An 11,919-nucleotide genomic window follows, 5' to 3' on the forward strand; every position below is an offset into this window, starting at 1 on the left:
GGGCCGGCTCCGGTCCCCCGGCGGCGGTTCGCGCGACGGCGGGTCAGGCGGGTGTCAGCCCCGGGTTCCCCGCCTCGGTCACGAAGGATCCGGCCGTGCTGACCGGGGCGCCGGGCGTGGTGACCGCGGACACCGTACGGAAGTCGGCGCGCGCCAGCTCCGTGCCGAGGGTGACGAGCGCGTAGCCGCGGCGGCCGTTGTAGAACTTCAGGTGCGGGTTGGCCCGGGTGAGGGTGTCCCAGTTGGACGGCCTGTCGGTGCCGTCCTTGCCGCTGGTGAGCGAGGTGGCCACGATCTCCGTGCCGACGGTCCTGGACGCGGGGTCGTCGAAGTCCGCCTTGAGGTCGAAGCCGTAGCCCACGTGCACGTCACCGGTGAGGACCATGAGGTTCTCGATCCCGGCCGCCCGCGCGCCGTCCATGACGCGCTCGCGTGAGGCGGGGTAGCCGTCCCACGAGTCCATGGACAGCTTGTACGCGTCGCCCGGCACGTCACGCCGCCGGGAGAAGGCGACCTGCTGCGGCACGACGTTCCACAGGGCGTCCGAGGTCTTCCACCCGTCGAGCAGCCAGCGCTCCTGGGCGGCGCCCGTCATGGTGCGCGACGGGTCCTCCGACTCGGGCCCCGGCACCCGCCAGCCGTCGCCGTAGGCCTGGTCGCTGCGGTACTGGCGGGTGTCGAGGACGTCGAACTGGGCGAGCCTGCCGAAGTGCAGCCGCCGGTAGAGCCGCATGTCCGGGCCGACGGGGCGCTGCGGGGTGCGCAGCGGCTGGTTCTCCCAGTACGCGCGGTAGGCGGCCGCCCTGCGCAGCAGGAACTCCTCGGTCGGGACGCTGTTCTCCGGAACGTCGCCCGCGTAGTTGTTCTCGGTCTCGTGGTCGTCCCAGGTGACGATGAAGGGGTGCGCGGCGTGCGCGGCGCGCAGGTCCGGGTCGGACCTGTAGAGGCCGTACCGCATGCGGTAGTCCTCCAGCGTGATCGTCTCCCGGTCGAAGTGGTCCGGCAGGACCCGGTCGGTGTAGCCACGGGCGCCGCCGGTGGCGCTGACGGCGTACTCGTAGAGGTAGTCGCCGAGGTGGAGGACCACGTCGACGTCCTCGTCCGCGAGGTGCCGGTACGCGGTGAAGTAGCCGTCGTGGTACGCCTGGCAGGAGACGGCGGCCAGGGCCAGGGAGCTGTTGCGGGCGTCGCGGGCGGGAGCCGTGCGGGTGCGGCCCGCGGGACTGGTCCAACTGCCGGCGCGGAAGCGGTAGTAGAAGGTCCGGTCGGGGTCGAGTCCGCCCGCGTCCACCCGCACGCTGTGCGCGAACTCCGGGTGCGCGGTGGCGGTGCCGCGCCGCACGATCCGCCGGAAGCGCTCGTCGTGGGCGACCTCCCAGCGGACCTCGACGCGCCGGGCGGGCAGCCCGCCGTCGGCCTCGTAGGGGCGGGGCGCGAGCCTCGTCCACAGGAGCACCGACGACGGCAGCGGGTCCCCGGACGCCACCCCGAGGGTGAACGGGTCCTCGGTGATCCTCCGGGCGTCGAGCTCGGCGGCGGCCGCCGTGCCCGCGCCGGGCAGGCCGACGGCGAAGGCCAGGGCCGCCGCGGCGCCGGTGACGGTCAGGAACCGGCGGCGGCCGACGTCGGCCCCGATCCTCCGCGCGGCGCCGCGCAGTTCGGCGGAGTGCCCGCCCTGGCCGGGCGTCCTGCTGATCTGTGCGGGTGTCATATGCCCCTCCCGTGGCGGATGGTGTCAGAGACATGGGAGAGCGGGACGACGACTTACCGTTGGCACGTACACAACATCCGTATGGCGGTGCGGTGAGCACCGGGTGCCGGCCGCCGTGAAACCTCCCGTACGCTGCCGGGCCATGAACGCTGAGCAGAGAATCGCCGTCGTCACGGGCGCCGGATCGGGGATCGGCAGGGCGGTCGCCCTCACTCTCACGGGTGCGGGCTGGACGGTGGCCCTGGCGGGCCGGCGCCGCGCCGCGCTGGAGGAGACCGCCGCCGCCGCGGGACCGGGCGCCGTGGTGTGCCTGCCCGCCGACGTGAGCGATCCGGACGAGGTGGCCGCCCTCTTCGCCTCCGTACAGGAGCGCTTCGGGCGGCTGGACCTGCTCTTCAACAACGCGGGGACGTTCGGGCCCCGCGCGGTGCCGGTCGAGGACATCGCGTACGAGGACTGGCGAGCCGTGGTCGACGTCAATCTGACGGGGACGTTCCTGTGCGCGCAGGCCGCGTACCGCCTGATGAAGGAGCAGGACCCGCAGGGCGGCCGGATCATCAACAACGGCTCGGTCTCGGCCCACGCGCCGCGCCCGCACTCCGTCGCCTACACGGCGACGAAGCACGCGGTCACCGGCCTGACGAAGTCGCTGTCGCTGGACGGACGGCCGTACCGGATCGCCTGCGGGCAGATCGACGTGGGCAACGCGGCCACCGACATGACGGAGCGGATGAGCACGGGCGTCCTCCAGGCCAACGGGGAGGTGGCCGCCGAGCCCGTCATGGCGGCGGACGACGTGGCCAGGACGGTCCTGCACATGGCGGAGCTGCCCCTGGAGGCCAATGTGCAGTTCGCGACGGTGCTGGCGACGGCCATGCCGTACGTGGGTCGCGGCTGATCTGTTTCGATCGACGCTTGCCCGTAACTCGCCCTCGAATGACAGAAATTGCGAGTTTCTGACTCCGGGTCCGGGCAAGCGCGTACTGCCCGTATGCTGCTGACCTTCACCGGATGAACACAGAAGGACCACAACGCATGCGCATACGCACCGCCGCGCCCCTCGCCCTGGCCGCCGCCACCGCACTGGCCGGCTCGCTCCTGGCCACGGCCCCGGCCTCGGCGGCCTCCCACCGGGGCGGGCTGCACCTCGGCAAGATCCAGTACGACAGCCCCGGCAAGGACACCCGGACGAACACGTCCCTCAACGCCGAGTACGTGGACATCCACAACAACGGCAGGTCGAAGCTTCAGCTCAAGGGCTACAAGCTGAAGGACGACACCGGCTACACCTACACCTTCCCCGGCTTCACCATCGGCGCCGGGAAGACGGTCCGGGTCCACACCGGCAAGGGCCGGAACACCGCCTCCCACGTCTACTGGAACCGCGGCTCGTACGTCTGGAACAACACCGGCGACAAGGCCCGGCTGATCAAGCCGGGCGGCGCACTCCTGCACTCCTGCTCCTGGGGCCGGGGCAACGGCGTGAAGGTCTGCCACTGACCGCAGTGAAGGGGCCGCCGCGGCCGGGGGGTCCGCGGGAGCGGCCAGGGGGTGGTCCGGAGGGTCAGGGCTCCGGACCACCCCGACCGAGGGGCCGGACGCGCCGAGGGGGGCGTGGCCGGGGCCGCCGGGGAATGCGGGCCCGCGGCCCACGGTTGACGTGCGGCATGAGCACACACCACAGCGCCGAGGTCCTCCGTTACACCGCGTTCTCGGCCGACCCGGACGGGGGCAACCCGGCCGGGGTCGTCCTGGACGCCTCAGGGCTCGACGACCCGGAGATGCTCGCCATCGCGGCGGAGCTGGGCTACAGCGAGTCGGTGTTCCTCACCGCGCCGGACGGCCGTGGCGGGCACACGGTCCGCTACTTCAGCCCGAAGGCGGAGGTGCCCTTCTGCGGCCATGCCACGGTGGCCGCCGCCATCGCGCTCGCCGAGCGGGACGGCCCCGGTGACCTGGTGTTCTCCACTCCCGCCGGGACGGTGCCGGTCACCGTCGCCCGTGAGGGCGGCGAGCTCCGGGCCACCCTGACCAGCGTCGAGCCGCACACCACGGACGCCGCGCCGGAAGACGTGGCGGAGGCGCTGGCCGCACTGGACTGGCCGGCCGCCGGGCTGGACCCCGCGCTGCCTCCGCGCATCGCGTACGCGGGCGCCCGCCACCTGGTGCTGGCCGCCGCGAGCCGGGAACGCCTGGCGGACCTGTCGTACGACTTCGCACGGCTGGAAGCCCTCATGCACCGGCTGGACCTGACGACCGTTCAGCTGGTGTGGCGTGAGTCCGGCACCGTCTTCCACGTCCGCGATCCGTTCCCGGTCGGCGGTGTCGTCGAGGACCCGGCGACGGGCGCGGCGGCGGCGGCCTTCGGTGCCTACGCGCGCGAACTGGGCCTCGTCCCGGACGACGCGGTCCTCACCCTGCACCAGGGCGCCGACATGGGACGCCCGGGCACCCTCACCGTCGGGCTGCGGCCCGGCGACGCGCGGATCAGGGTGAGCGGGACGGGTACCCGCATCGGCTGACGGCCCGGGGGCTCCGCCGGGCGCGGGCAGGGACCTGCCGCTTCCACGCCCGGCGGAGCGGCCCGCGCGGCCCGGGTGCGCTCCGGCCGGTACGCGGGCCGGACCCTCAGCACGATGTCAGCTTCGGCTCCTCGGGGGCCGGCTGCTTCATTATCGGCTTCAGGTGCCGGGCGTAGATCCCGGCCCACTGCGACGGCTCTCCCGCGGTGCCCGCCATGATGTCCGCCAGCGCCCCGCACACCTCACGGTGCAGCCCCGTCTCCCCCTGCTCCATCGCCACGCCGTAGCCCTCGGATCCCCCGAGGCTGTCGAGGGCCTTCGTCTTCTCGGAGTACTTGTCGGCGAGCCCGGCGACGATCACGTCGTCCGTGGCCACCGCGTAGACGGCCGACCTGGGGTTCAGCAGCGCCTTCACGCAGTCCTCGTACCCGGCGCGGAGGTCCATCTGGCCGCCCAGGCCCTCCTTCTCGATCCAGTCCGCGTAGACCGACTCCCGCGCGGTGCAGACGTCGGCGGTGGGATCGTCCTGGAGGTCCTTGAGGTCGTTGTACGGCCGGTTCTTGCGCACCAGGAGTCCCTTGAGCGCCTCGAAGTAGGGACCGGCGAACTTCACCTTGTCCTCCTTCTCACGCTGTTCACTGATGCTGTACGTGGCCAGCACCAGATCGATCCTCCCCGTCTCCAGCAGATCGCTGCGGTTGCCCGAGTTCACGCTGACGAACTCCACCTGGCCGTCCTTGAAGCCCAGATGCCGGGCGAGTTCCCTCGCGAGGTCGACCTCGAACCCCTTGTAGCCGGTGCCGGACCTCACGCTCAGTCCCGGCTGGTCGGCCTTGACGCCGACACGCAGGGTCCGGTGGGTGTCGCTGAACCTCGGGACCTCCGTCGCGCCGGCCGCGGGGGCACCCCTGCCCGCCTCCGGGGCGCCCTTCGACCCGTCGTCGCTCCCGAACCGGTTCCAGGCGAAGAGCCCTCCGCCGAGGAGCGCCGCCGTGCAGAGGACGGCCACCGGGACCTTCCACCGGCCCGGACGGCCGCCGCCCGACGCCTCGGGCCGCCCCGCCCCCGGCGTGTGCCGGACGGGACCGGCGGGCCCTACGGGACTCCCCTGCCCCGCCGGGCCCGGGGGCGGCGCACCGGCGCCTCCCCCGGGCCTGGTGGGGACCGGTTCCGGGGTCTCCGCCGTCCTCACGGGCGGCGGTTCCGCGGGCCTGGCCCGGGCCACCGGGCTGTCCAGCGCGGCCACGTCCTGGGTCACGGCCCGCAGCAGCCGGTCGGCCTCGGCGGCGTCGGGCCGCTGCCCGGGGTCCTTCTGGAGCAGCCCGGCGATCAGCCCGGCCAGCGGGCCGGCGTACCTCGTCGGCGGCGTCGGCGACTCGCGGACGGCGATGAGGACCTCGAAGCTGCCGCCTCCGTCGAACGGGCGCCTGCCCTCCACCATCTCGTAGAGCGTGACACCGAGCGCCCACAGGTCGGACGCGGTGGAGGCCGGGCGCGGGTTGTCGGGGGTGTGGCTGAGCAGCTCGGGTGCGAGGTACTGCGGAGTCCCTATGATCTCGTGGGAGCGCGTGACCTGCGCCGCGCCCTCGAAGGTGGCGATCCCGAAGTCCATGAGGAGCGCGCGCCCGTCGGGGCGGAAGAGGATGTTGTGGGGCTTCACGTCGCGGTGCAGCACCCCGGACTCGTGCACGGCGGCCAGTCCGCGCAGCACCTGGAGGCCGATCCGTGCCGCGTGGGGCACCGAGAGCTGCTGCTGCTCGTGCAACAGGTCGGCGAGGGAGCGGGAGTTGAGCAGCTCCATCACGATCCAGACCTGGTTGCCGTCCTCGATCACGTCGTGCACGGCGACCACGTTCTGGTGGCCGATCCTCGCGATGGCCTGCGCCTCACGGCGCGCCCTGCTGACCCAGTTCGCCTGGGCGTCGGAGCTCGCCGCGCCGGGGTAGAGCAGCCCCTTGACGGCCACCCTCCGGTCCAGGCTCGTGTCCAGGGCCTCCCAGACGACGCCCATCCCGCCGCGGCCGAGCTGGCGCAGCAATCTGTAACGGCCCGCTATCACCGTGTCCGGCGCGTCGTCCGGACCGCCGCCGGCTGTGCCCTCGCTGCGCATCCAGGCCCCCCAGGAGATGTTCATCGACAGGGACAGCAACTTTAGACGCATCTCGGACAGATCCGAGCGGCGTGACCGGTCGGTGACAGCCGCCTCGCCGGGCCGTGACATCCCGGGCACGGCAGCCCGGGCGGCGGGACGGGACTGTCGCACGCACGGTGGGGCGAATGGGGCGATCTCGCTCAACCGGCTTGCGCCGGGCTCTGGTTGGCCCTCGGCCTCCGGCACTCCCCCGCCGTGACCGGGCAGTCCCGCGGACGACGACGGGCGCGCGAGGGGCGGCCCGGCCCGCGCTGATGGACGCGCGGACCGTACCCGGCGTCGGCACACGAGCGGACCCGGCACCCGCGCGAACGGGACGGCGCGCCGTCGCCGCGTGAGGCGTGGAGGCGGCGGGGCGCGCGGTACGGCCGCCCGCGCGTGAGCGGGCCGGACCCCCGCCACACGCGCGGGCGGGCAGATCGGGAGCCGGCGTGCGTGGGCGGACGCCGCGCCCGCCCACACGCGGGCCACCGACCACTGGAGCGAGCCGGTGGCAGTGGGTTCCGCCCCGTCCACCGCGCGGGCCGACGGCGGCGAGGCCGGTGCGGGGATCGCTCGTCCCCCGCCCCCGCGCGCGGGCCGGCGTCCGTGGTGGCGCGGGCCGGCCCGGGCCCTGGTCAGGCGAGCAGGCCGGCGACCTCCTCCATCTGTTCGGGCCGCAGCGGGCCGTGGGCGAGGGCCGCCGCGTTCTCCTCGGCCTGGGCGACGGTCCGGAAGCCGGGGATCGGCACCGTTCGGCCGCTGCGGGCCCACAGCCAGCCGAGGGCCCCCTGGGCGAGGGTGCGGCCGTCGGCGGTCAGCACCTCGCGGACGGCCTCGACCCATGCCGCCCAGTGCCCGGCGGGCACCCCGCCCTTCTCGTACCAGCTCAGCCAGGCGGGCGGGGCGGACCGGATGTCCCCCTCGGCCGCCCGGCGGCGGCCGCGCGCGCCGGTGAGCAGGCCCATGGCCAGGGGGCTCCGGATGACGCTGATCAGCCCCCGCTCCTCGCTGAGTTCCAGCATGGCGGGGGCGTCCTCCAGCACGTTGCACGCGTGCTGGACGGCCGCGCAGTGCTCGCCCTCGGCGAACAGCGCGGCCCGCTCCGGGTCGTCGGTGCTCCAGGCGTAGGCCCTGATCAGCCCCTCGGAGACGAACTCCTCGCAGGCGTCGCGCAGTTCGGCCGCCCGGTCGAGCGGGGTGTCGCCGAGGTGCAGCTGGTAGAGGTCGATCCGGTCGGTCCCCAGCCTGCGCAGCGAGGCGATGAGCGCCTCACGGGCGTACGCGGGGGAACGGTCGGCCCCGTCCATCGTGCGGGTCCGCTCGTCGAAGAGGTTGCCCCACTTGGTGGCGACGAAGGCCTCGTCCCGCCTGCCCGCGAGCGCCCTGCCCAGTACGCGTTCACTGTGCCCGGCCCCGTACACGTCCGCGGTGTCGAAGAACGTCACCCCGAGGTCGAGCGCCCGGCGGATCGCGGCCACCGACTCCTCGTCGTCGACCTCGCCCCAGCCCAGCGGGCTGCCGTCGGCGGCCGACCACTCACCGCCGATCGCCCAGCACCCGAAGCCGAGCGCTCCCGCGCCGGTCCCGCTGCCGTCGTGCGTCCTGTGCCGCCAGTCCGTTTCCGTCGTCATGCCGCAGAAGCTACGAGTTGGAGCGCACGAGAGGTCAAGCGCCCCGGCCGGGAACAGAGCCAACGCCGTTCGCCGTGAGGCCGGTTCACGTACACACCGGCCCACGCGGCCACCGCAGCCGGCCGCGCGGTCGGCGGCGGCGGAGGGGCGCCGACACCGCCCGGACCGCCTCCCGGACCTCGTCCTCGCGGGAGCCCTGCCCGCAGGGGCGTTCCCCGGCTGGCCGGGGAGCCGGACGCCGGCCGGGCGAGCCGGGCGAGCCGGGTGAGTCGGGCCGGGCTGCGGGGCGCGGGCCGGGCAGGATGGCGTCCATGGCCCTACCGCTGACCGTCCCCAGCATGACCGCCGGAGCCGACTTCGTCCTGCGGCCCTGGGAGATGAGCGATCTGCCCCTCGTCCGCGAGGCGGCGGAGGACGACTACATCCCGCTGATCACCACGATCCCCTCGCCGTACTCCGACGAGGCGGCCGAGGCCTACGTCCGCCGCCAGTGGGACCGGGCGGCGGCCGGTGCGGGGTATCCGTTCACCATCGCGCGGACCCGGGACCGGCGGCCGGTCGGCTTCATCGAACTCCGGCTCACGGACGCGGCGGAGGGCCGGGCGGCGCTCCGCTACTGGATGACGGTCCCGGGCCGCGGTCAGGGGGTCACCGGCGCGGCCCTGCGCACGGTCACCACCTGGGCCCTGCACGAGCTGCGCATCCCCCGCGTCCAGGCCCTCGTCGAACCGTGGAACACCGCCTCGGTCCGGACCGCCGAGAGCGCCGGCTACCGGTGCGAGGGGCTGCTGCGCGGCTGGCAGGAGATCGGGGGGCGGCGCCGCGACATGCTGATGTACGCGCGGCTGAACGACGACCGGCCGCCCGGTGACCGGCCACCGGCGGCGGGCTGAACACGAGGCGTTACGATCGCGGGCACCGCGGTGGTACCGCGGATGCCCGCGACCGCCGGAACACCCAGGAGAGTCGAGCCTTGTCCGAACCACGCATCGGCGTGTCCGTCGTCACCATGGGAGACCGCCCGCAGCAGGTCGAGGCGCTGCTGGCGTCGGTGGCCATGCAAGATGTGCGTCCCGCCCGCGTGGTCGTCGTGGGCAACGGCTCGGAGCTCCCCGACTACCGGTCCTTCCCCGGCCTGGCGGACCTCGACGGCGGGGTGACCCTGCTCGAACTCCCCGAGAACCTCGGCTGCCCCGGCGGCCGCAACGAGGCCCTGGACGCGCTCGCCGGCTTCGGTGACGTGGACGTCGTCATCGAACTGGACGACGACGGGCTCCTGGTGGACAAGGACGTGTTCCGCACGGTCCGTGAGCTGTACGCCGCCGACCCGCGCCTCGGCATCGTCGGCTTCCGCATCGCGGACGAGCACGGGGAGACGCAGCGCCGGCACGTTCCGCGCCTCCGCGCCAAGGACCCGATGCGCGGGGGCCCGGTCACCGCGTTCCTCGGCGGCGGACACGCGCTCTCCATGAGGATGCTCGCCGAAACCGGCCCCTGGCCCGCCGAGTTCTTCTTCACGCACGAGGAGACGGACCTGTCCTGGCGGGCACTGGACGCGGGCTGGACGGTCCTCTACGAACCCGGACTGCTGCTCCAGCACCCCAGGACGTCCCCGGCCCGGCACGCGGTCTACTACCGCATGACCGCACGCAACCGTGTCTGGCTGGCCCGCCGGAACCTGCCCTTCCTCCTGGTCCCCGTCTACCTCGGCACCTGGATCCTGCTCACCCTCGCCCGGACCCGCTCGGCGACCGGTCTGCGCGCCTGGGCGGCCGGCTTCGCCGAGGGAACGCGTACCCCGTGCGGCGGACGCGCCCCGATGCGGTGGCGCACCGTGTGGCGCATGACGCGCCTGGGCCGCCCGCCGGTCATCTGAACGCGCGGGGGAGGCACACCGGCCGGGGCCGGTCCGTCCGCCGGGCGCCCGGCCTCCCGGGGAGGAACACGGCTCAGCCGGCCGCCGCCCACCGGTACAGCACGTCCGGCTCCTTCTCCTCGTTGCGGCTGCCGTCGTCGTACGCCACGGCGACGAAGCCGTGCCGCTCGTAGAAGGCGCGTGCGGCGGAGTTGCGCTGGAAGGTGTAGAGGCTCAGCTTCCCCCGCGAGGCCTCCTTCACCCGCTCCAGCAGCAGCGTCCCGATGCCCCGCCGCAGGCTGTCGGGCCGCAGGTAGAGCTGGTCGAGCACGTCCCCGTCCAGCGAGGCGAAGCCCAGCACCTCCCCCGGCTCCCCCTCGGCCACCCAGGTCCTGGTGCCGGGCAGGAGGACCTGGGTGATCCAGGCGAGCGTGTCCTCGTCGCTGTGCACCCGGAGCAGACCGGGCAGGGCGGCCGCCCGCGAGGCGAGGAAGACCCGGGTGATCCCCTCCGCGTCCCCGGCGGTGGCCGCCCGCAGCCGTACGGTCGTGTCCTCGGTCATCCGCCGCTCCCCCGCATCGTGAACGCACAGGTATACCAGGGCGGTCCGCCGGTATCAGCGGCCCGTCAGGATCCGGGGCCCGCGCGTCAGGAGACCGTCAGCACCGCGCTCCGGGTGCCCTCCCCGGAGCTGTCATAGGACGGACGGCGGGACGTTCGGGAGAGGTGGGGGCGATGCGGCCGAGAGTCGTGGCCGGGGTGGGCGGCGGGCACGGGAGTCCGGCGGTACTGCGCCGCGCCGCGGCCGAGGCCCGCCTGCGGGGTGCGGAGTTGTGGGCCGTACTGGCCTGGGACGCGCCCGGGGCGGGAGCCGGCGGGCGGCACCTCACCGGTCCCGCGCCCTCGCTGTCGGTGTTCCGTGAGGATGCGGCCGAGCGGCTGCGCCGCTCGCTCGGCGCGGCCTTCGGGGCGGCGGGGGCGGGGGTGCCGCTCACCGGGCGCGCCGTGCGGGGCACCCCCGGCGCCGCACTCGTGGACATCGCGGACGACCAGGACTGCGTGATCGTGGTGGGGACCGGATCGCGCGGCGCGGCGCACCGCCTCCTGTGGCCGTCCGTGGCCCGGTACTGCCTGGCGCACGCGCCGTGCCCCGTACTGGCCCTACCGCCGTCACCCCTGCGCGCCGGCCTGGCGGCCGTCCACCGCCGCAACGTCCTGCGTCTGCGGCTGGACACGCGGGAACTCACGGACCGGGACGGCGTGTGACTCCACGGACCGAACGGGACGAACGTTGCATAATGCGGCCTCCAGGCAGCACCGCCCACCCACCGGAGGAGTTCAGCCGTGCCCCTGACCCGTACAGAGCGTGAGCAGTTCCTGGCCGAACCGCATGTCGGCGCACTGGCCGTGGACGCGGCGGAGGAGGGCCGGGCGCCGCTCACCGTGCCGATCTGGTACCAGTACCTGCCCGGCGGCGACCTGTGGATCATGACGGGACGCGACTCGCGCAAGGGCCTCGCCATCGCGGACGCGGGGCGCTTCAGCATCATGGCCGACCGCGTCACCCCGACCGTGCGGTACGTCTCGGTCGAGGGCCCCGTCGTCGCCACGCTCCCCGCCACCCGTGACCAGCTGGTGGAGATGTCGTCCCGCTACCTGCCCGCCGGGAAGGTCGACGCCTACGTCGCGTCGGCCTGGCGCGACCACGGTGCGCAGGTGGTCATCCACATGCGCCCCCAGCACTGGCTCAGCTCGGATCTGGGCGAGATCTGAGCCGTGCCGGCCGCCCGCGCGCACCGGCCGCCGGGCGCGGGCGGCCGGATCCCGCACCCGCCCCCGGCGGCGGAACCCCGGCGTTCCGCCGTCACCTGCGACACCGCGCCGACCTGCGCGGCCCCGTCGGAACCGGTGGCGGACCGGGTCGGCTGAACCCCTGATTCCGCAAGACATGGTTCGAGCCGATCTTGTGGCATAGATCGTTTAGGCTCTGGGCAGCATCAGGGCGCACATGATGAGCCATCAATTTCAGGCCCAAAACGTGCACTTCGAGTCAATGGGCGTCAATT

The 11,919-nt window shown here is 74.0% G+C and carries 11 protein-coding genes; 7 read left to right on the forward strand and 4 right to left on the reverse strand.

Going from position 1 to position 11,919, the window contains the following annotated elements; all coding sequences use genetic code 11:
- Window positions 1-43: 43 nt before the first annotated feature.
- Window positions 44-1,711, reverse strand: a complete 1,668-nt coding sequence (locus ACFVS9_RS08715) for an alkaline phosphatase D family protein (RefSeq protein ID WP_389931087.1) — start codon at window positions 1,709-1,711, stop codon at window positions 44-46.
- A gap of 142 nt (window positions 1,712-1,853) precedes the next feature.
- Between ACFVS9_RS08715 and ACFVS9_RS08720 the strand changes: the two genes are divergently transcribed.
- The 3 genes from ACFVS9_RS08720 (at window position 1,854) to ACFVS9_RS08730 (ending at window position 4,233) form a co-directional block, all read left to right on the forward strand.
- Window positions 1,854-2,609, forward strand: coding sequence for an SDR family oxidoreductase (locus ACFVS9_RS08720; RefSeq protein WP_389931089.1), 756 nt, complete (start codon window positions 1,854-1,856; stop codon window positions 2,607-2,609).
- A 137-nt stretch (window positions 2,610-2,746) separates the two neighbouring features.
- Window positions 2,747-3,211 carry a lamin tail domain-containing protein gene (locus ACFVS9_RS08725; RefSeq protein ID WP_383117528.1) on the forward strand — a complete coding sequence of 155 codons (465 nt, stop codon included), beginning with the start codon at window positions 2,747-2,749 and terminating at the stop codon, window positions 3,209-3,211.
- Window positions 3,212-3,378: 167 nt separating this feature from the next.
- Window positions 3,379-4,233, forward strand: coding sequence for a PhzF family phenazine biosynthesis protein (locus ACFVS9_RS08730; protein WP_389931091.1), 855 nt, complete (start codon window positions 3,379-3,381; stop codon window positions 4,231-4,233).
- Between the two features lie 106 nt (window positions 4,234-4,339).
- Here the strand turns inward: ACFVS9_RS08730 and ACFVS9_RS08735 are convergent, their stop codons facing one another.
- Complete coding sequence (locus ACFVS9_RS08735) at window positions 4,340-6,394, reverse strand: protein kinase (protein WP_389931093.1); 2,055 nt, start codon at window positions 6,392-6,394, stop codon at window positions 4,340-4,342.
- A 608-nt stretch (window positions 6,395-7,002) separates the two neighbouring features.
- A complete protein-coding gene (locus ACFVS9_RS08740; RefSeq protein ID WP_389931095.1) occupies window positions 7,003-7,998 on the reverse strand; it encodes an aldo/keto reductase in 996 nt (331 codons plus the stop codon).
- Window positions 7,999-8,309: 311 nt separating this feature from the next.
- On the opposite strand from ACFVS9_RS08740, the gene ACFVS9_RS08745 reads away from it, so the two are divergent.
- Together ACFVS9_RS08745 and ACFVS9_RS08750 are read left to right on the forward strand one after the other, a co-directional pair.
- A complete protein-coding gene (locus ACFVS9_RS08745; RefSeq protein WP_389931097.1) occupies window positions 8,310-8,891 on the forward strand; it encodes a GNAT family N-acetyltransferase in 582 nt (193 codons plus the stop codon).
- Between the two features lie 80 nt (window positions 8,892-8,971).
- Window positions 8,972-9,874 carry a glycosyltransferase family 2 protein gene (locus ACFVS9_RS08750; RefSeq protein WP_389931099.1) on the forward strand — a complete coding sequence of 301 codons (903 nt, stop codon included), beginning with the start codon at window positions 8,972-8,974 and terminating at the stop codon, window positions 9,872-9,874.
- Between the two features lie 73 nt (window positions 9,875-9,947).
- Here ACFVS9_RS08750 and ACFVS9_RS08755 read toward each other — a convergent pair whose 3' ends face one another.
- Window positions 9,948-10,415, reverse strand: a complete 468-nt coding sequence (locus ACFVS9_RS08755; protein WP_389931101.1) for a GNAT family N-acetyltransferase — start codon at window positions 10,413-10,415, stop codon at window positions 9,948-9,950.
- A gap of 173 nt (window positions 10,416-10,588) precedes the next feature.
- Here ACFVS9_RS08755 and ACFVS9_RS08760 point away from each other — a divergent pair, with 173 nt between their 5' ends.
- Together ACFVS9_RS08760 and ACFVS9_RS08765 are read left to right on the forward strand one after the other, a co-directional pair.
- Window positions 10,589-11,119 (forward strand): universal stress protein, encoded by a 531-nt coding sequence (locus ACFVS9_RS08760; protein ID WP_389931103.1) that lies wholly within the window; start codon window positions 10,589-10,591, stop codon window positions 11,117-11,119.
- 78 nt (window positions 11,120-11,197) lie between these two features.
- Window positions 11,198-11,626 carry a pyridoxamine 5'-phosphate oxidase family protein gene (locus tag ACFVS9_RS08765; RefSeq protein WP_383117536.1) on the forward strand — a complete coding sequence of 143 codons (429 nt, stop codon included), beginning with the start codon at window positions 11,198-11,200 and terminating at the stop codon, window positions 11,624-11,626.
- The last annotated feature ends 293 nt before the right edge of the window (window positions 11,627-11,919 follow it).

It is taken from the genome of Streptomyces sp. NPDC058008, from assembly GCF_042886395.1.
In the GTDB taxonomy this organism is placed as follows: domain Bacteria; phylum Actinomycetota; class Actinomycetes; order Streptomycetales; family Streptomycetaceae; genus Streptomyces.

What these genes read in the sequence shown, in the direction of transcription:
- ACFVS9_RS08715 (WP_389931087.1), bottom strand. Translation starts at nt 1,711, where the DNA reads ATGACACCCGCACAGATCAGCAGGACGCCCGGCCAGGGCGGGCACTCC.
- ACFVS9_RS08720 (WP_389931089.1), top strand. Translation starts at nt 1,854, where the DNA reads ATGAACGCTGAGCAGAGAATCGCCGTCGTCACGGGCGCCGGATCGGGG.
- ACFVS9_RS08725 (WP_383117528.1), top strand. Translation starts at nt 2,747, where the DNA reads ATGCGCATACGCACCGCCGCGCCCCTCGCCCTGGCCGCCGCCACCGCA.
- ACFVS9_RS08730 (WP_389931091.1), top strand. Translation starts at nt 3,379, where the DNA reads ATGAGCACACACCACAGCGCCGAGGTCCTCCGTTACACCGCGTTCTCG.
- ACFVS9_RS08735 (WP_389931093.1), bottom strand. Translation starts at nt 6,394, where the DNA reads ATGCGTCTAAAGTTGCTGTCCCTGTCGATGAACATCTCCTGGGGGGCC.
- ACFVS9_RS08740 (WP_389931095.1), bottom strand. Translation starts at nt 7,998, where the DNA reads ATGACGACGGAAACGGACTGGCGGCACAGGACGCACGACGGCAGCGGG.
- ACFVS9_RS08745 (WP_389931097.1), top strand. Translation starts at nt 8,310, where the DNA reads ATGGCCCTACCGCTGACCGTCCCCAGCATGACCGCCGGAGCCGACTTC.
- ACFVS9_RS08755 (WP_389931101.1), bottom strand. Translation starts at nt 10,415, where the DNA reads ATGACCGAGGACACGACCGTACGGCTGCGGGCGGCCACCGCCGGGGAC.
- ACFVS9_RS08760 (WP_389931103.1), top strand. Translation starts at nt 10,589, where the DNA reads ATGCGGCCGAGAGTCGTGGCCGGGGTGGGCGGCGGGCACGGGAGTCCG.